This is a genomic window from Psychrobacillus antarcticus, assembly GCF_029533155.1.
Lineage (GTDB): Bacteria > Bacillota > Bacilli > Bacillales_A > Planococcaceae > Psychrobacillus > Psychrobacillus antarcticus.
Genome location: NZ_JAIZDB010000002.1, coordinates 157,487 through 184,170 on the forward strand (window position 1 = coordinate 157,487; position 26,684 = coordinate 184,170).

Below are 26,684 nucleotides of genomic sequence, written 5' to 3' on the forward strand. Positions count from 1 at the left end.
AATGGAACCCGAATGAATGACCTTTAATAGGTCTCATTCGGGTTTTTTTATGGGCAATTTATCGTTGAATACAATTTCCAGTAATTTAAGCAGATATACGTCTAATATAAAATTAAAATGCTATTAAAAAAAAGAGTTTGATTATTGTGAAATTCTGGTAACATGAATGAAAGTACTGATTCCAAATACCTGATTTATAATACCTGTATAGGGGGAAAATATGACTTATAATTTGTATCTAGTTGGGATGTTGATAGTAGCGTCTGGTTGCTCCTTGTTCTTGGCATATCTTTGTTGGAACAGAAGAGAACTTCCAATTGCTATAAGTTGTGGTCTGGGTATGCTGACGGGAGCAATTTATACATTCGGATACTCTTTTGAGATTTTAAGTACAACCATGGAAGAAATCTATTTTTGGCTAAGGATTGAATATATCGCTATTCCTTTTGGTACAGTTTTTTGGTTTATTATGGTTCTGCAATATGTAGGATATCAAGCTAAAATACGCAAAGTGTTTGTTGTATTACTATTCATTATCCCTGCATTGATATTTGTATCATTTTATACGAATGAGTGGCATTATCTATTTTACCGAAGTATGTCTATTACGAAAGAGCAAGGCTATTCTTTAGTACATACTGTCAAAGGTCCTTTATATATGGTTCATGTAATATATGCATATTTACTTGTAAGCATCGGAATGTTCCTTTTAATACGGCTGTACAGGAAAGTATCTACTAATATGAAGAAACAAGTTGCGCTTATGATCATTGGTTCATTTGGTCCTTTTGGCTTTGCATTGCTTCATTTAATTGGTTTGTTTTCAATTCCTTTTGATCTATCTCCATTTGGATTTATTTTTTCAGGTATCTTTTTTGTGCTAGGTATTTTTCAATATAATATGATGAAATTGTATCCGTTAGCTTTAAAAAAGGTGTTTGAATCTATGCAGGATGCTGTCATCGTATTTGACTTAGATAATAATATTACAAGATTTAACCAATCAGCAAGCAAGGTTATTACTAAATTAAATATCAGAGCTATCGGACAAAATGCTAGTAAAATATTTTCTCCTTATCCAGAGCTACTTGAAAGGATTATGGAGGAGCAATCTATAGAAAATAAGCAACAAATTTCAGAAATTACAAAGGATCAATATTATCAAGTGCAAATGGTATTCATTAAAGACAATGAAAAAAGAACAATTGGAAAAATGCTCCTGTTAAGTAACGTTTCAGCTGCGGTTCAAACAGAGAAAAAATTACAAAATAATGCAAAGCAGTTAAGTGAGCTTAATCAGTTTAAGGATAAAATGTTTAACGTCGTTGCACATGATATTCGAGATCCTTTAGCGGTACTAGTTAATCTAATGGAATTGATGGATGAAGAGATTCACGGTAACTATGAAACCCGTAAAGAAATTGTACAGGAAATGAATAATCAATTAAAAAATACATTTACATTAGTTGATGGATTACTCGATTGGTTTCGAAGTCAAAAAGAAGGTATCCAATATAATCCAAAGGTTTGGGATTTATCTCAAATAGTTCAGTCTAATGTCAGCCTAGTACAGGTTCGCAGTGAAGTAAAACGGATACAAATAGAATCGAGTATACAGCAAAATACATATATTTTGGCAGATAAAGAAATGCTCGATTTGGTCATTCGAAATTTACTATCAAATGCCATAAAATTTACAGACTTTGGAGGTAATATACACATAAATGCAGTGTCTGAAATAAGTAAAATTATTGTCTCTGTAAGGGATACTGGTGACGGGATAAGCCCAAATCAAGCGGAAAAATTGTTCGAGGAAACATATCCTACTTCTCTTGATGGAACCGCTGGTGAGCGAGGAGTTGGCTTAGGGCTCTCGCTATGTAAGGAATTTGTGCATCTAAATGGGGGAGAAATATGGTTCGAAAGTGTTCCAACTAAAGGAAGTACCTTTTATTTCACGCTACCTATCCCAACAGTAGATTCCTCAAATATTTTGAGGAATGATAGAAGAGAGGAGTAATGCTTAGTGAAAGTGGTAATAATCGATGACGAAAGGGCCATGCATTTAATTATGAAGCGAATGCTTGGAAAGATTCCTGATGTCGAAATAGTTGGATACTTCCAAGATACCTCAACAGCATTTTCTTTTTTGATGGACCAAGATGTAGATGTAATTTTTCTAGATATTAGTATGCCAAAAGAGAGTGGACTTGAATTTGCAGAACGATTTAGAAAGAGTGGTAAACATACAAAGCTTATATTCGTAACATCTCACAAGGAGTATGCACTGTCTGCATTTGATGTCTATGCATTTGATTATATTATTAAGCCCGTTAATCAGGAGAGACTACAAAATACTATGCAAAGAGTACTATCTGAAAACATTCAGAAAAAATTAGTCGGTGAACAAGAAAATGTGATTGTTAAATGCTTAGGTGGAATTGACATCGAAAGTAAGCAAAGCGGGACAGTCAAGTGGAAATCTAGTAAAAGTGCCGAGCTGTTTGGTTACTTACTTCTAAATGAAAGGCGACGTGTAGCTAGATCGAGATTGACGGAAGATATATTTGGAGGAATGCCTCAGAAGAATGCAGAGACTTATTTAAATACGACAGTCTATCAGCTTCGTAAGTTATTAAAAGAGAATGGGTTGAAAGGAAGTTTATATTCAGACAAAACCCATTATGTACTAAAAATTGATAATGCTAATATTGATTTTCTCCGATTTGAAGAGGGATATAAAAAAGTCTCTATTATAGATGAAACAAATATAGAATTTGCACTTGAGCTAGAACAGCTTTATAGGGGAGATTTATTTGGTGAATTTGTTTTCCTATGGGCTTTAGGAGAAGTAGAACGATTTACTATCATGTACATTACATTGGTTCAAAGATTATGTAGGGCCCTATTAACTAAAAATGAAATAACTAATGCGATACGTTTATTGACGAAACTTCTTACAATTGATGAGTTAAATGAAAATTCAAGTATGTTGCTCATGAAAGCATTAGCACTACAAAATAATTCAAAGGCAATAAATCAGCATTATAAAGAATTTACGGAAAGACTTCATCGTGAAATTGGAATTAGTCCATCACATACCCATACCAGTCTATACAAACAACTTTTAACAGAAACTAACACCTAACTTTATAATAATAGCTTGAGCATTAGCAACCAAAGTAACTTCGGGTTTTTCACGTTTTCGTATCTCTTTTTAAGATTTGTCATTATCGCGTCATTGAAAGGAATTATAATTTAATAAATAGAAATTATAATTTAAGCTGATTTGACTATATTAGAAAAGAGGAGAGAGGATGGAGAACCGGGAAAATTATGTGAAGAATACTCTAGGATCTAAAGTCATTCATGACATTTATAGTGAAAATGGTGTTCTGCTAGTGCCTTTTGAAACATTAATAACCCAGGAGCATGTAAAAAAATTAATAAAGCATGACATTACTTTGCCTGGTTTTACAATGGAATCGATTAATGCAAAGAGAGATGTAAAGTACCTCGAGTTTAAAAAGGATATAGATAACGCAGTTGTTCGTGCTGGCAGTTTGTTTGATGATATACGTGAAACAAAAAGAATTCCACTTTCTTATTTGAGAGATGATGTATTACCGGTTATCCATGAGGCAGTTCAAGCAAGGCAGGTTATTAATTTACTAGCATCAATTCAAGTAAAAGACGATTATACGTATAGGCATAATATTGCTGTTGGTATGATATCGAATCTTATAGGAACTTGGATGAGTCTTGAACATCAGGACTTATTGCAGCTAACAACTGCAGCATTACTGCATGATGTTGGAAAAATGTTTATCCCAATACAAATATTAAATAAGCCAGGTAGATTGACCGATGAGGAATATGCAATTATAAAAAATCACACTCTATTAGGTTACGAAATCATGAAAAAAACGATAGGTATTAATCATAGACAAGCATTAGTGGCGCTTCAACATCACGAGAGAATGAATGGAAGTGGTTATCCATTTGGTCTAACTAAAGATAAAATAGACTTGTTCAGTCGTATAGTTTCGGTTGCAGATATTTTCCATGCGATGACTTCGAAAAGAGTATACAGTAATCCATTACCGTTTAACGAGGTATTAGTTCAAATGGAGAAAGACGTATTCGGTGAGCTTGATCCTGCTATTACAAGATTATTCATAGAAAAATTAATGAACAGTTTAATAGGACATTCAGTAATGTTGACAGATGGTAGTGAAGGAACCATTCTTATGGTTCAATCTCATAATCCAACACGCCCATTGATTAAAGTAAATAATAAATTTGTCGATCTCAGCAAAGATCAATCAATTCATATAAAAAATATTAACTTTCCTGATGCAATAGCTGAGTAGTACTTTGTATCCGAGTGAAAGTTTTTTTTCCCCAGAAAGGCAGATGTGATATTTTCATTGTCACATCTTCACTTAATTTGTAATAATATAATGCTAAGAACAGCCTGAAGCATTAGGAGTGAGGATATGCCGGCTTTAACGGGGAAGCAATATATAGATCGAATTGACCAACTGAAAACGGACGTATGGATAGACGGTAAGCCTGTTAAGGGGAATATCTCGGAGCACCCTGCGTTTAAAGGAATTATTAAAAGTCAGGCAGCATTGTACGATCTTCAACATGATAAAGATCTAAAATATGCCCTCACTTATCATTCACCAACTACCAAAAATCTGGTAGGCATGTCTTATTTACAACCAAAGACAAAAGAGGATTTAGTGTTGAGACGTGAAATGATACAGCACTGGGCTAGATCAAATAATGGACTAATGGGAAGAAGTCCAGATTATATGAACACAGTCTTAATGGCTCTAGCTTCATCAGTACATTTATTGAAGGACCAAAAGAACTGTTTTCCCGATAACCTAATATCATTTTATGAATATGCAAGAGAAAATGATATTTGCATGACTCATACGTTTATAGAACCACAAGTAAATCGTACACAAATGTATGTAGAACGTTCGAATGAACCGATTGCTGCAAAAATAGTAGGTAGAAACGAGAATGGAATTATTGTAAAAGGTGCACGACTGCTTGCGACCCAGGGTGGAATAACGGATGAACTATTAGTTATCTCCACAGGTGGAAAGGTAGAAGAGGGGAATGGATTCGCATTCGCCATACCTAGTAATACAAAAGGTGTAAGGTTTATATGTAGAGAATCATTTGTTGGCAGCGATTCGACTTTTAACTATCCATTAAGCTCCAAGTATGAGGAAATGGATTGTCTTGTAGTATTTGATAATGTCTTTATACCCTGGGAGCGTGTGTTTTTTTATGACAACGTCCCTGTTTCAAATATTTTTATGAAATCCAGTTCGTTTCTTCCCTTTACCGTTCATCAAGTAGTATCAAGGCAGATTGTGAAAACCGAATTTATATTAGGTATTGCCCAATCAATAATCGACTCCATTAATATTGATGAATACCAGCATGTGCAAGAAAAAGCATCTGAAATAATCATCGCTCTGGAGACATTGAAGGCATTGGTACTTAAATCAGAAGTAGAGGCCAAAATCGATAAAGGGGGATGGATGCAACCAGATCGCACAACATTACAAATCGCAATGAATGTATTTCCAAGCATTTATCCGAGGTTTACAGAGATCATCCAGCTATTAGGGGCCAGTGGATTAATGTCTATCCCAACAGAAAGTGCATTTCAATCACCAATAAGAAAAGAGTTAAATCACTATTTACAATCCAGTGAAGGTATCGGAGAGGACCGAGTCAAACTGTTCCGCTTAGCATGGGACTTAACGATGAGTGCATTTGGAACTCGCCAAACATTATACGAACGTTTTTTCTTCGGTGATCCTATCAGACTTGCTAGTCAGCTATACTTTTCCTACGATACGGATGAATATGTGCAGCGTGTGAAAGATATATTGGAATAAGTCCACAGAACTTTGAATGTGGGCTTTTCACGTGTATCATTTGGCGATAACACCAGTTTTCAATGGTTTGAGAGGAAATGGTGAAAATTAAATTAAACTTATTTATACATCAAAATTGAGATGAAGTTTATGATACGAAAATAATTGACACTATTTTCTATATTTGTTATAGTACTATTCAATAAAAGCATATAAATTCGTTGAAGAGAAAGAGTAATGTATCTACTTGTTCCCCAGAGAGCTGACAAATTGCTGAAAGTCAGTGTGCAAGTGATAAATGAATATCCTCTCTGAGAAGAATAGCTGAAGATTTTAGTAAGCTTATCCGGGTGTCTACCGTTAAAAAGAACACGTATGATTTGTACGTTGCTAAGTGCTATTGGATCGGTCAATAGAATTAGGGTGGTATCGCGGTTAACCCCGTCCCTTTACTCGGGACGGGGTTTTTTGTATGCCTTTTATACAAAATGTATAGGAGGAATAGCAATGAGTATGCATGAAGTAAAAGAAAGTAAAGTACAAAGAGAACAAAGAATTCGTCGGTATTGGGAAGACAATAAAATCTTTGAAAAGTCTGTACAAAATCGGGAAGAGGATAAATCATTTGTATTTTATGAAGGTCCACCAACTGCAAATGGACTTCCACATGTTGGGCACGCATTGGGAAGAACGATTAAAGATGTTGTAGCCCGCTATAAAACGATGCAGGGATACCAAGTAGAGCGAAAAGCAGGATGGGATACACATGGTTTACCTGTTGAACTTGGGGTGGAAAAACAGCTAGGAATATCTGGTAAGCAAGATATCGAAAAATATGGTATTGAGGATTTCATTAAGAAATGTAAGGAAAGTGTATTCACATACGAAAAGATTTGGCGTTCTTTTACCGAGGAACTAGGTTATTGGGTAAATATGGATAACCCTTATTTAACACTAAGTAACGAGTATATTGAAAGTGTCTGGAATATTTTAAGTAAAGTACATCAGGATAAATTGCTTTACAAGGGACATCGTGTGTCACCCTATTGTCCCAGCTGCCAAACATCTTTGAGTTCTCACGAAGTGGCACAAGGCTATAAAGATGTGAAGGATCTCTCCGCTACAGTTAAGTTTAAACTTGCTAATGTTAATGAATTTTTCCTCGGCTGGACTACGACACCTTGGACGTTACCGGCGAACGTAGCGTTAGCTATGAATCCAACTATATTTTATGTTCGCGCCAAGGTAGAAGATGAAATTTTTATTTTAGCAAAATCATTAGTTCCTACTGTATTAGGAGAAAAAGCTATCATCTTAAGTGAACATAGGGGAGACGAATTTGATGGTGTTCCTTACCTTCCCCCATTCCATTATGTTGACGTACCAAAAGGGCATATTGTCGTGTTAGCGGATTATGTAACAGAAACGAGTGGTACAGGAATTGTTCATATTGCTCCAGCTTATGGAGAGGATGATTATCGAACAGTACAACAAAATGGACTATCCTTTGTAAATGTAGTGGATCAGAGAGGTTGTTATACAGAGGTTGTCACGGATTTAGCAGGTAAATTTGTGAAAGACTGTGACGTTGAAATCATTAAGCTTTTATCGAATACAGGCTTATTATTTCATAAAGAGAAATATGAACATAGCTATCCTCATTGTTGGCGTTGTGATTCTCCACTTCTTTATTATGCAACAGACAGTTGGTTCATCAAGATGTCAGCGTTAAAGGAGCAGCTAGTTGAAAATAATGAAACGGTGAAGTGGTATCCTGATCACATTAAAAATGGGCGTTTCGGTAATTTCTTAGAAAATGTAGTGGATTGGAATATAAGCCGTAATCGTTACTGGGGAACCCCTTTAAACGTGTGGATTTGCTCAACTTGTGGGCATGAAGAAGCACCGGCAAGTGTTGCATCTTTAGCTAAACTTGCATCCCAGCCATTACCGGGAAATTTAGATTTGCATAAGCCTTATATAGATGCCATTAGCTGTACTTGTCCAAACTGTAGTGGCGAGATGCTACGTACATCTGAAGTAATCGATGTCTGGTTTGATAGTGGGTCAATGCCTTTTGCACAGCACCATTATCCATTTAGTGATACTAACCATTTTAAAGAACAGTTCCCTGCGGATGTGGTGATAGAGGGAATTGACCAAACTCGAGGTTTCTTCTATAGTCTACTAGCGGTTTCAACACTTTTTAAAGGAAAAACACCTTATAAAAATGTTTTATCACTGGGTCATGTATTGGATGAACATGGTCAAAAAATGTCTAAAAGTAAAGGTAATGCATTAGATCCACTTGATCTAATGCATGAGTATGGTGCCGATGCATTGCGTTGGTCATTATTGGTTGATAGTTCTCCGTGGAATCCAAAACGTTTTTCAACAAAAATTGTACAAGAAGCAAGTTCAAAGCTACTTGATACGCTTGATAATTTATATAAATTTTATTCAATATATGCAAATATTGATCAATTTTCATTTGATGCAACCATACCTGGTAAACAAACAAAAATGGATCATTGGATTCTTTCGCGGTTGAATAGTACGATTCAAAATGTATCCGTATTTATGGATGATTATCAGTTTACACAAGCTACTCGTGAAATCGCTGGGTTAGTAGAGGAAGTAAGTAATTGGTATGTTCGGAGGTCGAGACAGCGGTTTTGGGCGACGGGTTTTTCTGAGGATAAGCGTGCAGCTTTTAACACGTTATACCACGTATTAAGTAATGTTAGTAAATTAGTTGCGCCGTTCACACCATTCATCGCAGAGGATATTCATTTAAATTTACACAATAATAGCGTTCATCTTCAGGACTACCCAAAACCTGAAAGTGGTTTAATCGATGGAAAATTAGAGAATGATATGAATGCTGTATTGAAAATTGTTGAATTAGGTCGCAATATCCGTAATTCATATAACTTGAAAGTGAAACAGCCACTAGCCGAAATGGTTATTTGTTCAGATGTATCCAGTGAAAGCTTAAAGGATTATAGCTCCATTATTCAAGACGAATTAAACATTAAAATGTTAACTTGGGTAACAGATTTGGAAGAATTAGAAGAAATTTCGTTTAAGTTAAATTTCAAAGTAGCTGGTGCAGTATTTGGTAAAACGGTGAATAATGTTAAACAGTATGTGGAGAACTTGACAGGGACAGAAAAACAATTACTGTTATCGGAAGGCAGTATACCAGTAGTTAATTCAAATGAATCCTTTGAATTATTAAAAGAGCATGTAATTACAGAAACCCATGTAAAAGAAGGCTATGCTTTTGTAGAAGATGCTTTCTATAAGGTACTTATAAATACGAAGTTAACCTCTGAGTTAATAGAAGAAGGGATGATTCGTGATTTTATCCGCATCATTCAGGACGCACGTAAAAAGTATAACTATCCAATTGAAAAATACATTAATCTGTCAATAAGTTGTAACATAGATTCTAAATCATTAATTCAGAGTTTTGATACCTTAATAAGAACAAATATCTTAGTTCACCAAATCCAATTTGTTTCAGTGCTTGTATCTGATTCAAAAATAACTGTAATGTTGAATAAACAAGAATTAACACTCAGCATGCAGTTAGAATAATCGCTAAAAAGCGTTCAATAATTTAATATTGTTGAACGCTTTTTTTATTTGGAGAATATTATAAAGTTGTGAATTATTTTGGTTTATCTTTCATTCCCTAAGGGCTACTGCTACTTAAGATTAAAAATCATCTGCATTCAGTAAGATAAATTCTTTCACAAACGCTACAACTTCATCTATTGGTTGGTCTACATCATAGCCTATATGATAGATATTCCCTTTGTAGTATGTGTACAATTCATTTGCAGAAGTTACATTTACAGAAATGAGATTACTCATTTCATCATAATTATAATAACGATAGGCAAGTGCATTGGGAGATGTACGAATTTGATGCATAAGATAGATCGATTCAGTTAATGATTCCATTTGAACAGGATTGCCTACCCCATCTTCTTTTAATTGGGTGAAGTCATTGCCTATAAATGGATTCATATCAGTATTACTCACAGAAATTATTATAAATTCAGTAATGGCTTTGTATTCATCACGTTTATCAAACATGAACTGCGTTTCGAATCCTTTGTCACTTTCTACAATTATTACCGTTGAATCATATTGTTCAAATGGCATAGGTGTTTCTGGAAGCTTGATCGGAAATGAGGAAGCATATTCCTTTAAATCTACCGGTCGATAATACGTCAATTCACGATTAGCTTGATCATCGTAATGCCCAAACATTTCACTACTTGTAGCACCACCCAAACCCTCTATTTCAACCAAACTTTCCGGTAGGGAGGAATTAGTAAGAGGTAATGAGGGATTCACTACATTTAGTACAAATAAAATCATAGCAATGGAGACAACCGTAATAGTTAATCCATATAAAAGACGGGGCGATTTCTTTGGCTGAAGCAAGTTTGTTCGTACATATTGTTTCACAGATTGCGTCTCATTAGTTAGATCCTGAAGCTCCTTTAATCGAAAGTTACCCATTCAATAGCGCCTCCCAATCTGCCATTTTTAATTGTTCCCTCAAGCGTTCTCTTCCTTTATTTAGTCGGGATTTAATTGTACTTTCAGGTACTTTTAACAAAGAGGAAATTTCTTTTGATGTATATCCTTCAAAATAATAATAAGTAATGGCTTCCCGTTGTTTAAGTGGTAAAGAGAAAATAGCTTCACTAATTGCATCTTTTTCTTCTTTTAGTATGAGGTGATTCGGGTCATGACCAGATTGCGAGAACATTTTTTCAACTATTTTCATTTTCCGATAATGCCAGCTTTTTAAGTGATCTTTGGATTGATTAATAACCATCCTCAACAAGTAGGGCTTCATTTCTTCATCGATTAATACAACTTGTTTATGATAAAACTTGATAAACACTTCCTGTACAATATCTTGTGCTGTATGTATATTGTGCGTGTAATAAAAACTTACTCGAAGCAATTCTTTTGTATATAGCTGCATGAGCCGCTCTAATTTATCTTCATCTATCAAGAAATCCCCCCCTATTAGGAAAACGATTCTAATGTTCAAAAAGACGATTAAATAAAAAAAAAACTTATTTTCTTATATAACCTGATGCAACACAATTTTTGATACTTTACTCTCATTTTACATTATTTGAAATCTTTTTTTATAAGTATAAGAAAAAAGAATATCAGTACGATTTAAATCATAATTGTTAAAGGTTTTATTGCATTCGCAATCGAACTAGAAGTATATAGATTTTTTTCAAAGGGCTGCTAACAACTTAGCCGTATAAATTATAAATAAGCTATTAGAAATGGGAGGACTACATGTCATACGAAACAAAAGGATCTAAAAATCCAGATTTAATAGTTTCCTGTCCAACAATCTAAATGGATCGTCTTATTTCCTTCAAAAGAATATGCAAAATCCATGATTATTGAACTATAATTATTACCTTGGTATTCTGGTAGAATGGCAATTCGAGACAAGTAATAACTTTTAGAATCAATTGTTAATTCACTTAAACAATCTATGACGTTTAAACAAAAAGTCCCAACTATTTCTTCATCTAACAATAATACATACGCATAATTTCTATTTATTTCGTTTACAACTTTATTTACATCCCAAGGATAATCCCATTGGTAAATCCCCTTTTTTTGCAACCCAAGCGTGGGTTTATTTAATACTTCCAACACTTGTTGTTGATCGTTGAACGATAATTAGTATGCAATTTCATTGATTCAATGAGGACTAATGTGTTCATAAGAAAAATAATAGCTTCTATTTGCACAATCATTATATCTTTACTTTTCATAGGTTTGATTTTTATGTTTTTAGAAGGACAGTACCATACGGGAGGTACCTGCGTTAATAGCTTATGCTAGTCTGTAAACGATACCAGATACTATTTATTTGGTGTTTCAGCATCAATTATCTCAGATAAAATGAATAAAAGTTTTATGCGTAAAAAAAGAGTAATCTCTTCGTTAATTACCCATATACTTCTAGGGACCAGTTTTGTGGTATTATTTATGCTGATTTTGATTCGAGGTTTATTTTTTTAGATTTCAATGATGGGGACTCTTATTTCTTAGGTGCATCCACACTTATCTCATTGGTTAGTTCGGGAATGAACGAGATTTTGAAAATATATTTTTAGGGAAATTTAAAGTGGCTCCTGTGACAAGAGTAATGAGAGAATTTTAATGACGAAGAAATGTAATTTATGAATATAGAATGCACCCTATAATGATGATTTTAGAAGATGCGTGTAAACTATTTTTCGGGAAATAATTTATGTGAAGAATTTTTCTTTTTACCATTTTAATTTACTAAACGTCCAAAGGTGGTACTCATTAATTCTGAGGCAATAGCCACGAATAACAAGAAAACGATAGGCTTATCGATTTAGTTGAATTCTTTCAACCTCATTCGAAAAGCCTGTTTTTAATAGTTGTAAAGGATAAATTTTCTTTTTGGTGAATATACACCTAAGTAATATAATTAAAAATTCTGATAAGGAGGAAAATTGTGAATAAAAAATGGATGACAGTGGTGACGGCTTGGATGTTGGTTTTAGGTATGTTCAGTTTTCAGAATGTTGCTCAAGCAGAGGAATTAGTAGATAAAACGTTAAGCGATTCTATTACTAGTATTGTAGAAGAAAAATTAGCTGGAGCAGAAGTGAGCATTACTGTAAGAGAACGATTCTCTGGAGCAATAATCTATGACTACAAAGGTCTTACAACTGTAAAACCAGCATCTAATATGAAACTGTTGACCACTGCAGCAGCTTTAGATGTTCTAGGAAAGGATTACCGTTTTAATACAAGTCTTTATACTTCTGGGAAGTTATCAAATGGGATTTTAAAAGGGGATGTCTATTTAAAAGGACAAGGTGATCCAACTTTATCAGTAGAAGACTTACAACAGTTCGCTGAAGAGTTAAAAGCACAGGGTATCCAAAAAGTGGATGGTCGGATTGTTGGTGATGACAAATGGTTTGACGATGATTTGCTAACACCGGGAATTTGGGTTGGGGACGAGTCTTATTATTACGCTGCTCCTATTTCCGCTTTAACTACTTCTCCGAACACAGACTACGATTCGGGTACGATTATTGTAGAAGCAATCGGGACTGTAGTTGGGGATTTACCGTCTATTAAAGTAACGCCGCACATTGGTGATTTACAAATAGTAAACGAAGCTCAGACAGTAGAAGCAGGAAAAACCAATACAGTAACAATTGAAAGATTGTACGAAACAAACAAGATCGTCATTACTGGGAACCTTCCTGTCGATAAAAATAAAAGAGAATGGGTCACTGTCAAACATCCAACGACACATACATTGACAATGTTCCAGGCAGTTTTAGCTGAAGCGGGAATCGAGTATTCAAAAGAAAAAGTATTTACAGCTGCAACACCAAATAGCGCTCAACTCGTTGCCATGAAGCAATCGATGACACTGGAGCAACTGCTAATCCCTTATATGAAACTAAGTAATAATGGTATTGCGGATATTTTAGTAAAAACAATAGGTAAAGTGAAAAATAACCACGGTAGCACAAAGGCTGGCTTAAAAGCTATACGAGAATATGGAGAATCCATTAATTTAAATATGACAGATTGGCAATTTGAGGATGGGTCTGGTATGTCTCATGAAAATAGGGTGTCGAGTTTATTAGTGAGTGAGTTGTTATATCAAGTGCAAGGAGAAGACTGGTTTACAACCTATTTTACTAGCTTACCAGTAGCTGCAAATCCAGATCGATTGGTAGGAGGCACTTTAAGAAATCGATTAAAAGACCCACTAACAGCCGGAAAAGTATATGCTAAAACAGGCTCATTAACCGGTGTTAGTACTTTGAGTGGTTATTTAGAAGCAAGTAGTGGCCAATCATACATCTTTAGTGTGTTAGTACAAAATAAATCGGGAGCTTCCTCGGCAATTGATGAAATTGTTAAGGAAATTGCAAGAGAATTATAGGGGAATAAAGTTAAGTCTATTACTTTATCAAATCTATGTTTAAAAAACAATAAAAGAATAGGAAGCAATAGAGGCTCATCCTTTGAGGATGGGCCTTTCAATTACAAATGAAGCAGATACCTTGAAGAAACATTTCATTGGCACTATTATCAAATGGAGACGTTTAAATGAAGGGAAGTAATACATATGAATATAAAAGTTCAGCCCATCCCAGTATCGGTTTTGGATTTAGTTGCTGTAAAAAAGGGACAAACAAATAAAGAAGCTTTTGAGGATATGGTAAGTCTTGCACAATACGTGGAAAAAATAGGCTACAATCGATTTTGGCTAACGGAACATCACAATTCACCGAATGTTGTTAGCTCCGCTACTTCCATTTTAATCGGCCATGTGTTGGAAAAAACAGATACTATTAAAGTAGGTTCAGGTGGAATTATGTTGCCAAATCATGCACCACTTGTTGTTGCAGAGCAATTTGGTACACTTGAAAACCTTTATCCGAATAGACTCGATTTAGGACTTGGCCGCGCTCCAGGAACGGATATGCAAACGGCACATGCTCTACGTAGAACTACACAGGAAACTTCTTTTTCTTTCCCAGAAGATGTGGTGGAACTGCAAAATTACTTTAAATCTTTAGATTACCAAGGGGCAGTTCGCGCATTCCCAGGTGTAGGTGCCAATGTACCAATTTATATTCTTGGCTCAAGTACCTCAAGCGCGGAATTAGCTGCTCGTTTAGGGCTACCTTATGCATTTGCTGCACATTTTGCCCCACAGCAGTTGGAGATAGCGGTACAAATTTACCGAAATAAGTTTGTTCCTTCGGAGTATTTAGCAGAACCATATGTGATAGTTTGTGCAAATGTAATTGGAGCAGATACTAATGAGGAGGCGGAAAGACTATCTACTACTAGCGATCGTTTTTATTTAAATGTGGTAACTGGTAAAAAGAGTCCTTTGCAGCCTCCAGTGGATACTATGGAAGGTCTGTGGAACCCTTTAGAAGAAAATGCGGTCCGTAGAATGTCGACTTATACTTTTAAAGGCGACCGAAATACAATCACCGACCAACTAAAAAAATTCTTGGGAGAATTACACGTAAATGAATTGATGGCTGTTACATATGTCTATGATCAGGAAGCTAGAAGACGTTCCTATGAAATATTGAAAGAAGCCGTTGACCAACTTTAAGTTTTGGCGCTATATGAAACATGACGTAATCCCTAAGGGACATCGTCATGTTTTTTTAATAAGATAGGAAAGTATATTAAAACACCTCATGAACACCCGTTTTACAGGACTTTTAAGAACGATTAATGCTACTGATTTCCGTTTCATCTGTTTATTAAGCTCTGGGATATTGCATAGCCCCTCGTTTGGATGATCAGTGTAGTTCGAGTTAATGTGGGGATAAATCTGTCTGTTGAATTTAGGAATGAAATTGTGTAATGGTGGATGAAGATAGTAGAATCCCTTTTTTACTAGTGGAAATAAAGAAAAATAGTAAGTGTCTACGCAATAAAGAAGTGGAATAGCGAACGAAATTGCATCTTCGTGAGCCTCCTCTATTTTTAGGATAGTTTCTTTTCTCTAGTTAACAAAAGATGCACTAACCTGTTTCTAGAAGTTGTATAAGGGCGACGGACAGTCAATCGCCATAAGATTACCGAGAAGAAAAGATGCTGGTCGTGACTTCAGTCACGACCAGCATCTTTTAAAAAATCAAACGGTAATTATACAGCGCGATAAGTCTGTCCAAAGCACTTCGAAAACAGTAGAAATAGGTTTAGATCCTAGAGGACTGGACGTTTTTTGCCCGTTTTTTTTAAAACTTTCCATAGCATAATAAAGATTAGTTAGCAGGATTTGGTAGAAAAATGTCGAAAAGTAATGTTAAGCGCGAATTAACCAATAAAAATTTTGGGTATTAGTAATATTGTTTACTGAACACTTAATAGAAACTGAATCGGTATCATGTACCTGGCAAATAAACAATTTATGAGCACTAGGTCAGGTTGCTTTTCCAAACAAGTAATTCATACATAAAATAGAAGTATTTACATTTCTCTATTTAGAAAGCGTTATCAAAGAATAGTTTGTCTAGAATAAATACAAATGGTTAACAATCACTATATAGTTGTAACTAATTAATGGAGGTCTCGAATATGAAAATCAGCAATGCAATAGACGTTTTAGATGGTATGCGTTTACCGAATGGTGCATACACTGCCAGTATTTCAAAAGACTACCACTTTGTTTGGATACGTGATGTCGTATATACCGTTTTGCCATTTTTGCAAAGTAAATCTGATCGGTATGAAAAAGCCTATCATGCCTTATTCGACCTATTTAAAACATATGAGTGGAAAATCGACATTCACCGTGAAAAAAAACCGGTTTTTCTTTTTGAATATATCCACTCGCGGTATTCCACAGATTTAAAGGAAATGAGCCAAGAGTGGGGTCATGCTCAGAATGATGCAATTGGAGCTTTCTTATGGGGAGTAGGGGTGGGAGTGAATCATGGACATAAGGTTATACGTGATGAGCAAGATCTCGCAATTGTTGAGAAGCTAGTCGACTATCTAGAGTGCCTTCAATACTGGCAGGCAGTGGATAATGGAATGTGGGAAGAGAATATGGAACTGCATGCTTCCAGTGTCGGTGCATGTGTGGCAGGTTTGCGCGCAGTGAAAATGCTCGTAAATGTTAAGCAGGAACTGATTCAAAAAGGGGAAGAGACACTGCGTTTTCTGTTACCTAGGGAAAGTGAAACGAAAGAAACAGACTTATCCCTGCTTTCACTTATCTATCCGTATCGTATCGTAGAAAGGAAAACGGCGCTAAAGATAGTGGAGATGGTTTCTGAAAAGCTTGAGCGAACAAACGGCTGCATTCGTTATCAGAACGATCAGTATTATAACGAAGGCAGCGAAGCAGAATGGTGCTTCGGATTACCTTGGCTAGGATTGTGCTATTTTGAACTGGGCTTGCATGATAAAGCTTATGAATATGTAAATAAAACGGAACGAATCGTACCAGATAATTGGGAGGTTCCTGAATTATATATCGGCGGAAAAAATGTGCCAAATGGCAACACGCCACTAGCTTGGTCCGTTTCCTTGTCCTATATATTTTTAAACCGTATGATTAATACACCAGTTTCCCAATTAACAGGAAATGAGTAAGCTAAAAAACATGTAAAGTATGATGTGAGGGAGGACAGCTGATAACAAGTCTACGGATAATTGAAAATAGAATTTATAAAAGTTTCACATTTCACAATCAAACAGAATGTTACAAAATCCTTCATTTCTTGGAGGATTTTTTTATTTTCTATGGAATTGTAAAGTTTTTTAAAGATTTAAATAATTTAAAGGTGTTTTAAGATTGATGACGAATAATTTAGGAGAAGAACTAGTAATTAAGGTGTAATAATCATAGATTGGAAGAGGTGTTGAAATGGTAGGTATTATGAAGTTCAATGACCGGCAATACCCGAGTGATTTTGATGTATATCTTTTTCATGAAGGAACACTGTTTGAAAGTTATAAAATGCTCGGTGCGCATATCTTTTCTGAGCAGCATATGCAAGGTGTGCGTTTTGCAGTTTGGGCGCCGAATGCAAAACAGGTATCTGTTGTGGGTAATTTTAATAATTGGATTGGGTCCCATCATCAAATGGAACGCTTGCCTCATTCAGGGATCTGGGTATTATTTGTTCCCGAGCTTGCACATGGTGACATTTATAAATACGAGGTTACTGGACCAGATGGGCAGAAGCAATTAAAAGCTGATCCTTATGCCTTTTATTCCGAGTTGAGGCCGGCCACAGCTTCTATTGTCTACAATTTAAACACATTTAAATGGCACGATCAAAAATGGATGGCACAGCGAGAAAAGAAAGATATATACCATAAACCGATGGTAATTTACGAAGTTCACTTGGCTTCCTGGAAACAAAAAGAAGATGGTGCGTTTTATAGTTATGAAGAACTTGCCGACGAATTAATCGATTATGCAATTGATAATGGCTTTACACATATTGAGTTGATGCCTGTTATGGAGCATCCATACGATGGTTCATGGGGTTACCAAATAACTGGATATTTTTCTGCCACTAGCAGATACGGTACACCTGAGCAGTTAATGTATTTTATAGATCAATGCCATCAAAAGGGTCTTGGTGTAATTCTTGATTGGGTTCCTGCTCATTTTTGTAAGGATGTCCACGGCCTTGGACGGTTCGATGGAACGTCTCTCTTCGAGTCTACAGATCCCATGCGTGCCGAGAGACCAATCTGGGGAACATATAGCTTTGACTATAGTAAGCCAGAGGTCGTTAGCTTTCTTATTTCAAACGTAATGTTTTGGATGGATCTCTATCATGTAGATGGATTTCGAATTGATGCAGTTTCATCTATGATTTATCTAAATCATGATAATCCACTTCCAGTAAAATTGAAGAATGAGTATGGTGGTGAAGAAAATCTGGATGCAATTGATTTTCTGAAAAAGTTAAATGAAACCATTTTCCGAAAATACCCTGGTGTCCTCATGATGGCAGAGGAAGCAACTGAATGGCCGCTCGTAACAAGTCCTACTAGCTTAGGTGGTCTCGGATTCAATTATAAGTGGAATATGGGTTGGTCAAATGACCTCCTTAAATATATGAAGCTTGATGTTAACGAACGACCTCAGCATCACCACCTACTGACTTTTTCCTTTTTATATGCATTTTCGGAAAACTTTGTACTTCCATTTTCGCATGATGAAATAGTCCATGGAAAAAGATCATTAGTAAATAAGATGCCTGGTGATTACTGGCAAAAATTTGCGAATTTACGCCTTTTATTCGGCTATTTATTTGTGCACCCAGGGAAAAAACTTTTATTTATGGGCAGTGAATTTGGGCAGTTTGACGAATGGAAATACTCGCAAGAAATGGATTGGATGCTACTAGAATTTGAAGCTCACTTCACTTTTTTTCGTTACTATAAACAATTAAACAAGTTTTACCAGGAAACCAATTCGCTGTGGCGCCTAGATCACGAACAAGCCGGTTTTCAATGGATTGATGCAGACAATGCGGCACAAAGCGTAATTACTTTTATGAGAAAAGGAAAACGGAAGGGCGATTATTGCATCATTGTTTGTAATTTTTCATCAGATGTTTTCCATAACTATCAAATAGGGGTTCCATCCAATGGGAAATATTTTGAAGCATTTAATAGTGATGATACATCATTTGGTGGATCGGGACAGTTGAATTCTGCTGAAGTCAATGCCACTCAGATTCCGCACAATAACCAACCTTTTAGTCTAAAGATAACTGTGCCGCCGCTAGGAATTGCTATATTCATGAAAGAAACAAAAACAAGGAAAAGGGGATTCAGTACAAATGACATCTAAGAAATGGGTTGCAATGCTTTTAGCAGGTGGTCAAGGTTCAAGGCTTGGGGAATTGACAAGTGACTTAGCTAAACCCGCAGTACCATTTGGTGGAAAATACCGGATTATCGATTTTACCTTAAGCAACTGCACACATTCAGGTATTGATACAGTTGGCATTCTTACTCAATATCGGCCGCATCTTTTAAATTCATATATTGGCAATGGTCGCCCGTGGGATCTCGACCGCAATAATGGTGGAGTTTCTATGCTTCCACCTTATCAGGGGAAAAATGGTGGTGAATGGTACAAGGGTACGGCAAATGCCGTTTACCAAAATTTTCACTTTATCGATCACAATGACCCAGAATATGTGCTTGTCATTTCAGGAGATCATATTTACAAGATGGATTACAATAAAATGCTAGAAGATCATATTGATAAGGCGGCACATGCGACAATTGCGGTTATAGAGGTACCATGGGAAGAAACAAGTCGCTTTGGTATTATGAATACCAACGAAGCGGACCGAATTATTGAATTTGATGAAAAACCAAAACATCCAAAAAGTAATTTGGCTTCGATGGGTGTGTATATCTTTAACTGGAAACATCTCAAAAAGTATTTAACAGAAGACGAACAGGATAGCAGTTCCACTAATGACTTTGGAAAAGACATCATTCCAAAGATGCTAAAGGATGAAGCAAAATTACAAGCGTTTCGATTTAAAGGGTACTGGAAAGACGTAGGTACGATTGAGAGCCTGTGGGAAGCACATATGGATTTATTGGAAGAGTCCTCCGATTTCAAGCTTGGAGATCCAAACTGGCAAATATACGCAGGGAATGCCAACCACCCTCCACAATATATATCGGAAGATGCTGATGTAACACAATCTCTAGTCAATGAAGGTTGTTTGGTATTTGGGAAGGTTGACCATTCTGTTCTTTCCTATAATGTCCAGGTTGGTAGTGGTTCTCTCGTCAAGAATTCTGTTATCATGCCTAATGTAAAAATCGGCAAGAATGTAATAATTGAAAAGGCTATAATCGGTAGCGGTACAATTATCGAGGATGGCGTTGTTATCTCTGACACTAAACAAGGGCTTACATTAATTGGTGAAAATCAGCGGGTTACTTCGGAAAGTACATTACTGCAAGCTTTATAATAGGAGGCAGCTTAAATGAGGAATGTATTAGGTGTGATAAATCTTGTAAATGAAAGACCTATTTTAAAAGAATTGACTCATCACCGATGTCTTGCCTCCATACCATTTGGTGGGCGTTACCGGATGATTGATTTCACCATGTCAAACTTTATGAATGTACCTTTAAGTAAAGTTGCCATTTTCACAAAAGATAAATATCGTTCGTTGATGGATCATCTTGGCTCTGGAAAGGAATGGGATCTCGATCACCGTTCACAAGGTTTATTCATTCTTCCTTCCATTCATCCGGATGAAAAAATTAAAGGCGATCTACAGCAGTTCTATGATCATTTAGAATTTTTCCAACGGGCAACTGCGGATACAGTAATTATTGCTCCAGGTCATCATATTTGTAAAATTGACTTTAACGATGTGATAAAAGAGCATGAAAGTAATGGGACTGATATTACTGTTTTGTATAAGGAATATGACGGTGTACCAGTGAAAAGACCACTTTATCATCAATGTTCACTTGGCGCAAACGGTGAAATCCGTGATATACATTTTTATACGGCACCAAAAATAGGCGACCATATTTGTTTGGAAACATATGTCATTAAAAAACAATTACTAATAGATTTAATCAAGAATTGTATAGAATATGATGAGTATGATTTTTTGAAAGATATTGTTAAGGCTAATTTGATGAATCTAAAAGTGCAAGGGTATCAATTCACGGGTTATATGCCTTTTATTCATTCCCTCGAAACGTACCATGCTAGTAATATGGACTTTCTTAATCCAGAAATACTTCGCAACTTCTTTTATGATTCATGGGAAGTTTTCACGAAGATTAAACATGAAGCACCTGCCGAATTTGCAAATTCCTCCAGGGTGTCTAATTCTTTAATCGCCAATGGATGTATTATTGAAGGCACCGTCGAGAATAGTGTTATTTTTCGAGGAGTAAAAGTTAGAAAGGGTGCAGTAGTTAAGAACAGTATCATTATGCAAAAGGGAGATATTGATCAGGGAGCACATATCGAAAATGTGATAACGGATAAACAAGTAATCATTACGAAGGATCAAATCATTTCGGGGAGAAATAAACCGATTGTGATTAAAAAAGAAGAAGTAGTTTAAACTGGAGGTCCATCGGCATGAATATTTTATTTGCAGCTTCAGAATGCGCCCCGTTTATAAAGACCGGGGGACTGGGTGATGTTATTGGCGCATTGCCTCAATCTTTACAAGAAAAGGGTGCAAATGTCAGCGTAATATTACCCAAATATGGTGATCTTCCAATGCATTATAAAGAACAAATGCAATGGATCAAAAGCATTGAAGTGTCTGTAGGCTGGAGACGTCAATTTTGCGGGATAGAGAAATTGCATTTTCAAGGGATAACAATATACTTTCTCGATAATGAATATTATTTTAACAGACATGGCAGTTATGGCTTTGGCGATGATGGTGAACGTTTCGCTTTCTTTTCTCGAGCCGTCCTGGAAGTTTTACCATATCTAGAGGAACGGCCTGATATTATTCATTGCCATGATTGGCAAACAGGATTGCTACCTGTTCAATTGAAAGCCAATTATAAAGACAATCCATTTTATCAGGGCATCAAAACGGTGTTTACCATTCATAATTTACGCTACCAAGGTGTATATCCAAAATCGGTGCTTTCTGATTTACTCGATTTAAGCGAAAGTTATTTTCATATGGACGCCTTAGAGTTTTATGGGGATGTCAGTTACCTTAAAGGAGGACTGGCCTTTGCCGATTGCCTGACCACTGTAAGTTCAACGTATGCAAAAGAAATACAGTCTGCCTATTATGGGGAAAAACTGGATGGGTTTTTACGGAAAAGAGGGGCAAATCTTCTAGGAATCGTCAATGGGATTGACAATAACTCCTATAATCCTATTAGTGATGAAAATTTATTTCTTCCTTACGACGATTATAAAGGCAAGATGGTCAATAAAGAGTATCTACAGGAAACACTTGGTCTCACTATAAACGCGGATATCCCAATAATTTCAATGGTTACAAGATTAGTTGATCAAAAGGGGATAGATTTGGTTCTACATGTCTTCCATGAAATTCTCGGTTTGAATGTTCAGTTTGTGTTATTAGGTACAGGTGATCAGCAGTATGAAGAGGCATTCAGATATTTTCAAGAAGTTTATCCCGATAAAGTGTCAGCCAATATGTATTTTGATGAAGCATTGGCACGGAAAATTTATGCCGGTTCTGATCTGTTTCTGATGCCTTCTCAATTTGAACCATGTGGCATTGGACAATTGCTCGCACTTCGCTATGGAACCTTGCCACTCGTCCGTGAAACAGGTGGTTTGAAGGATACGGTAATTCCTTATAATGAAATAACCGAAGAAGGAAATGGATTTAGCTTTGCTAATTATAATGCCCATGAAATGCTGTCTACAATTGAGCGTGCAGTTGCACTTTTTCGCTCCCATCCTACTAAATGGAGAAACTTAGTAGAGCAAGCGATGGAACTAGATTTTAGCTGGTCTTCATCTTCAGATCAATATCTCCAATTGTATGAGGAACTCCTGGAATCTGATTAATAAGAAAGAATGGTTTTCAAGTTGTTGAAAACCATTCTTTTTGTAGTTGTATTATCGATTTTGTTGGTTATTTTGTTGCGTTTTTTTATGTTTCGTTTTATTGGAATCTAAGTCTTGGGCAAACTCTTCTTGATTGTCATTTCTTGAATTTGGTTCTTTCTTCTTAAAGTTTGGTTTTCTTTTATTTGACATCGTATCGTCACCTCCTTGAGTTAATGTGCTCAGTATAAGTGGCATTATTCAAAGTGATTAGCACTTGTAATTCTATTCAGGACAGAAAAGGGTTATTGGGATATAGCTGGAGCCAAACGGGAAAAATTGTTATTCAATCTGTTTTTTTAATAAACATAACTCTTTGCATACCCCCTGCAGGTACTGTATAATAGAAATAAGGATAGGAGGTTGCTTAGTTGGATAATATTATGGAAGAGAATATAATCACATCTGATTTATCTTGTAGAAAAAGTCATCATCCTGAACATGTGAAAAAAGATCTAACAAATAGATTAAACCGTATTGAAGGGCAGATCCGAGGAATAAAAGGCATGGTAGATAAAGACGTCTATTGTGATGATATTATCACGCAACTTTCTGCAACTCAGTCCGCTCTAAATAGTGTTGCTAAAGTGCTCTTACAAGGACATTTAAAAGGCTGTGTAGTGGACAGGTTAGCTGAAGGTGATGATGAAGTACTGGATGAATTATTAATTACGATTCAAAAATTAATGAAAAAATAAGTATAGACTAAAAGGAGAAGTGAAAAAGATGGAAAACGTAACATTGAATGTAAGTGGAATGACATGTGGTCATTGTGTGAGTGCTGTTGAAGGTAGTGTAGGTAAATTAGATGGTGTTCAAGAAGTGAAGGTTCATTTAGATTTAGGTAAAGTGGAAGTAGCTTTTGATCAAGAAAAGGTAAATGTAGATAAAATTAAGGCAGCAATTGATGACCAAGGTTATGACGTGAAATAAAAAAGTTAGAGTGCTATTTAGGCACTCTCTTTCTTACATCTGTATATACCCCCCGGTAGTATTTAAAGGAGAGGTGAAAATAAAATGAGTAGTGAAGTAAAAGAAACTAGCCTACAAATTACAGGAATGACCTGTGCGGCCTGTGCAACAAGAATAGAAAAAGGTCTAAATAAAATGGATGGCGTAGAACATGCCAACGTCAACTTGGCTCTTGAAAGGTCTATGATTAAATATAACCCAGAGAAATTGTCGAATAAAGATCTTGAAAAGAAGATTCAGGATTTAGGGTATGGCGTTGCGAAGGAGAAAAAAGAGTTTGCTATAACAGGAATGACCTGTGCGGCATGTGCTACGAGAATTGAAAAAGGTCTTAATAAGTTAGAGGGAATATCATTTGCAAACATTAATTTGGCGCTTGAAAATGCAACTATAGAATATAACCCTTCTCAGATTAACGTCTCGGATATTATTGCGAAAGTGGAGAAATTAGGATACGGCGCTATTAATAAAGAAGATGACAAAGAAGCAATAGATTACCGAGAGCAAGCTATTCAAAAACAACAGAAAAAATTTATTATATCCGCAATTTTGTCTCTACCATTATTGTGGACGATGGTCGGTCATTTTTCCTTTACATCATTTATTTACATGCCCGAGTTTCTCATGAATCCATGGGTGCAAATGGCTCTTGCAACACCCGTCCAATTTATCATTGGGAAACAGTTTTATGTAAGTGCTTATAAGGCATTGCGAAACGGGAGTGCCAATATGGATGTGCTAGTTGTTATGGGTACATCCGCGGCTTATTTTTATAGTGTGTATCAGGCCATCATAACCATTGGTGAGCATCATACTGCTCAATTGTACTTTGAAACGAGCTCCGTGCTAATTACGCTAATCATATTAGGTAAACTTTTTGAAGCAAAAGCAAAAGGGCGTTCATCTGAGGCTATTAAAAAGCTTATGGGACTTCAAGCTAAAACAGCCTTAGTACTTAGAGATGAAAAGGAAATGGAAATTCCTCTTGAAGAAGTGGTAATCGGGGATACCATTCTAGTAAAACCTGGAGAAAAAATACCAGTTGATGGAGAGGTTATGGAGGGAAACTCAGCTGTTGACGAGTCCATGTTAACCGGTGAAAGTATTCCAATCGATAAAACAATTGGAGATTCTTTGTTTGGCTCAACAATTAATAAAAATGGTTTTATTAAAATGAAAGCAACGAAAATAGGAAGAGACACAGCACTTTCTCAAATAATTAAAGTTGTAGAAGATGCGCAAGGCTCGAAAGCTCCTATTCAAAGACTTGCAGACAAAATCTCTGGTGTGTTTGTACCAATTGTAATTGGTATCGCGATTATTACTTTCTTCATATGGATTATATGGGTGAGCCCAGGAGAAATTACTCCGGCACTGGAAGCTCTGATTGCCGTTCTGGTTATTGCTTGTCCATGTGCACTTGGTCTTGCAACGCCTACCTCCATTATGGCAGGTTCAGGACGCGCTGCTGAGTTTGGGATTCTGTTTAAAGGTGGAGAACATCTCGAAACTACGCACCATATTGATACAGTGATTGTGGATAAAACTGGAACTGTTACAAATGGTAAACCAGAGTTAACCGATGTAATTGTAGCAGATGGAGTAAATGAAGAGGAGTTTCTTTCTTTAGTTGGTTCAGCAGAGAAACAATCGGAACATCCACTTGCGGAAGCAATCGTAAGAGGAATTCAAGATAGAGATATTTTGCTCGAGGTAGTTCAGGAGTTTGAAGCAATTCCTGGATATGGAGTGAAAACAATTGTTAATCAAAAAGAAATTCTAGTCGGAACTAGAAAGTTAATGAATAAGTATAATGTAGATATTTTAGCTATCCTGCCAGTAATGGAAGAACTAGAGGCAAATGGGAAAACAGCGATGTTAGCGAGTATAGATGGTCAATATGCAGGTCTTATTGCGGTTGCAGATACAATTAAAGAAACGTCTAAGAAAGCCATCCAGCGTTTACGTGAGATGAACATTGAAGTCATTATGATGACTGGCGATAACCAACGTACAGCCAAAGCAATCGGTAAAGAGGTTGGCATAGACCATGTTATTGCTGAGGTACTTCCTGAAGGGAAAGCTGCAGAAGTGAAAAAACTTCAGGCAAATGGTAAGAAGGTTGCAATGGTTGGAGATGGTATTAATGACGCTCCGGCTCTGGCAGTCGCAGATATAGGAATGGCCATTGGAACAGGAACAGACGTGGCGATGGAAGCGGCAGATATTACATTGATTCGAGGAGACTTAAATAGCATAGCGGATGCAATTATTATGAGCCACAAAACGATGAGAAATATTAAGCAAAATCTATTTTGGGCATTCGCCTATAACATGTTAGGTATACCGATTGCCGCAGTTGGATTACTAGCCCCTTGGGTAGCAGGAGCGGCTATGGCATTTAGCTCTGTATCAGTTGTGTTAAATGCATTGCGACTTCAAAGAGTAAAACTAGAAAAGTAGATGTTAATATCTGCCCACTTCGGTGGGTTAATTTTATTTTTCTGAGGTAGTGTAAAAAAATCAATAAGAAGCTGCTTACATTAGAAGTGGACTGGATAACCTACAATTTGTATATCTAGACTTGCGGTTAAAACTTCTATACTTTTTACTAA

At 36.1% G+C, this 26,684-nt stretch carries 19 protein-coding genes and 1 other annotated feature; of the genes, 15 read left to right on the forward strand and 4 right to left on the reverse strand.

Features of this window, described 5'->3' with window-relative positions:
• Positions 1–220 precede the first annotated feature (220 nt).
• The 5 genes from LDK52_RS01825 to ileS all read left to right on the forward strand — a co-directional run bounded on the left by LDK52_RS01825 (position 221) and on the right by ileS (position 9,515).
• Entirely contained in the window at positions 221–2,020 is a 1,800-nt protein-coding gene (locus LDK52_RS01825; RefSeq protein WP_277584245.1) for a sensor histidine kinase, read from the forward strand.
• Positions 2,021–2,026: 6 nt separating this feature from the next.
• Positions 2,027–3,148, forward strand: a complete 1,122-nt coding sequence (locus tag LDK52_RS01830; RefSeq protein ID WP_277584246.1) for a response regulator — start codon at positions 2,027–2,029, stop codon at positions 3,146–3,148.
• 169 nt (positions 3,149–3,317) lie between these two features.
• Positions 3,318–4,373: an HD-GYP domain-containing protein gene (locus tag LDK52_RS01835; RefSeq protein WP_277584247.1), complete on the forward strand. Its 1,056-nt coding sequence runs from the start codon at positions 3,318–3,320 to the stop codon at positions 4,371–4,373.
• A 126-nt stretch (positions 4,374–4,499) separates the two neighbouring features.
• Positions 4,500–5,933 (forward strand): 4-hydroxyphenylacetate 3-monooxygenase, oxygenase component, encoded by a 1,434-nt coding sequence (gene hpaB / locus LDK52_RS01840; RefSeq protein WP_277584248.1) that lies wholly within the window; start codon positions 4,500–4,502, stop codon positions 5,931–5,933.
• A gap of 191 nt (positions 5,934–6,124) precedes the next feature.
• Positions 6,125–6,364 (forward strand) — a binding site (T-box leader).
• 55 nt (positions 6,365–6,419) lie between these two features.
• On the forward strand, positions 6,420–9,515 hold the full coding sequence (ileS, locus tag LDK52_RS01845) for an isoleucine--tRNA ligase (protein WP_277584249.1): 3,096 nt from the start codon (positions 6,420–6,422) through the stop codon (positions 9,513–9,515).
• Between the two features lie 120 nt (positions 9,516–9,635).
• Here the strand turns inward: ileS and LDK52_RS01850 are convergent, their stop codons facing one another.
• From LDK52_RS01850 to LDK52_RS01860, 3 genes are all read right to left on the reverse strand, one after another.
• Positions 9,636–10,451 (reverse strand): hypothetical protein, encoded by an 816-nt coding sequence (locus tag LDK52_RS01850; protein WP_277584250.1) that lies wholly within the window; start codon positions 10,449–10,451, stop codon positions 9,636–9,638.
• Positions 10,444–10,956 carry an RNA polymerase sigma factor gene (locus tag LDK52_RS01855; protein ID WP_277584251.1) on the reverse strand — a complete coding sequence of 171 codons (513 nt, stop codon included), beginning with the start codon at positions 10,954–10,956 and terminating at the stop codon, positions 10,444–10,446. Before LDK52_RS01855 ends, LDK52_RS01850 begins: the two co-directional genes overlap by 8 nt.
• 338 nt (positions 10,957–11,294) lie before the next feature.
• Positions 11,295–11,630, reverse strand: coding sequence for a GNAT family N-acetyltransferase (locus tag LDK52_RS01860; protein WP_277584252.1), 336 nt, complete (start codon positions 11,628–11,630; stop codon positions 11,295–11,297).
• A gap of 835 nt (positions 11,631–12,465) precedes the next feature.
• On the opposite strand from LDK52_RS01860, the gene dacB reads away from it, so the two are divergent.
• The 7 genes from dacB to glgA all read left to right on the forward strand — a co-directional run bounded on the left by dacB (position 12,466) and on the right by glgA (position 23,058).
• Positions 12,466–13,923: a D-alanyl-D-alanine carboxypeptidase/D-alanyl-D-alanine endopeptidase gene (gene dacB / locus LDK52_RS01865; RefSeq protein ID WP_277584253.1), complete on the forward strand. Its 1,458-nt coding sequence runs from the start codon at positions 12,466–12,468 to the stop codon at positions 13,921–13,923.
• A 186-nt stretch (positions 13,924–14,109) separates the two neighbouring features.
• Positions 14,110–15,117: an LLM class flavin-dependent oxidoreductase gene (locus LDK52_RS01870; protein WP_277584254.1), complete on the forward strand. Its 1,008-nt coding sequence runs from the start codon at positions 14,110–14,112 to the stop codon at positions 15,115–15,117.
• Positions 15,118–16,091: 974 nt separating this feature from the next.
• Positions 16,092–17,114, forward strand: coding sequence for a glycoside hydrolase family 15 protein (locus tag LDK52_RS01875; protein ID WP_277584255.1), 1,023 nt, complete (start codon positions 16,092–16,094; stop codon positions 17,112–17,114).
• A gap of 274 nt (positions 17,115–17,388) precedes the next feature.
• The gene (gene glgB, locus LDK52_RS01880) at positions 17,389–19,338 is read left to right on the forward strand and encodes a 1,4-alpha-glucan branching protein GlgB (RefSeq protein WP_277584256.1); all 1,950 of its coding nucleotides are present in this window, start codon (positions 17,389–17,391) and stop codon (positions 19,336–19,338) included.
• The gene (locus tag LDK52_RS01885) at positions 19,328–20,485 is read left to right on the forward strand and encodes a glucose-1-phosphate adenylyltransferase (protein WP_277584257.1); all 1,158 of its coding nucleotides are present in this window, start codon (positions 19,328–19,330) and stop codon (positions 20,483–20,485) included. The genes glgB and LDK52_RS01885 overlap by 11 nt, the downstream gene beginning before the upstream one ends.
• Positions 20,486–20,500: 15 nt before the next feature.
• Entirely contained in the window at positions 20,501–21,607 is a 1,107-nt protein-coding gene (gene glgD / locus LDK52_RS01890; protein WP_277584258.1) for a glucose-1-phosphate adenylyltransferase subunit GlgD, read from the forward strand.
• 17 nt (positions 21,608–21,624) lie between these two features.
• Positions 21,625–23,058, forward strand: a complete 1,434-nt coding sequence (gene glgA, locus LDK52_RS01895; protein WP_277584259.1) for a glycogen synthase GlgA — start codon at positions 21,625–21,627, stop codon at positions 23,056–23,058.
• A gap of 51 nt (positions 23,059–23,109) precedes the next feature.
• On the opposite strand, the gene LDK52_RS01900 is transcribed toward glgA, so the two are convergent.
• A complete protein-coding gene (locus tag LDK52_RS01900) occupies positions 23,110–23,250 on the reverse strand; it encodes a hypothetical protein (RefSeq protein ID WP_277584260.1) in 141 nt (46 codons plus the stop codon).
• A 230-nt stretch (positions 23,251–23,480) separates the two neighbouring features.
• On the opposite strand from LDK52_RS01900, the gene LDK52_RS01905 reads away from it, so the two are divergent.
• The 3 genes from LDK52_RS01905 to LDK52_RS01915 all read left to right on the forward strand — a co-directional run bounded on the left by LDK52_RS01905 (position 23,481) and on the right by LDK52_RS01915 (position 26,532).
• Positions 23,481–23,795, forward strand: coding sequence for a metal-sensing transcriptional repressor (locus LDK52_RS01905; RefSeq protein ID WP_277584303.1), 315 nt, complete (start codon positions 23,481–23,483; stop codon positions 23,793–23,795).
• Positions 23,796–23,823: 28 nt separating this feature from the next.
• Positions 23,824–24,030: a copper chaperone CopZ gene (gene copZ / locus LDK52_RS01910; protein WP_277584261.1), complete on the forward strand. Its 207-nt coding sequence runs from the start codon at positions 23,824–23,826 to the stop codon at positions 24,028–24,030.
• Positions 24,031–24,114: 84 nt separating this feature from the next.
• Positions 24,115–26,532, forward strand: a complete 2,418-nt coding sequence (locus LDK52_RS01915) for a heavy metal translocating P-type ATPase (protein ID WP_277584262.1) — start codon at positions 24,115–24,117, stop codon at positions 26,530–26,532.
• Positions 26,533–26,684 lie beyond the last annotated feature (152 nt).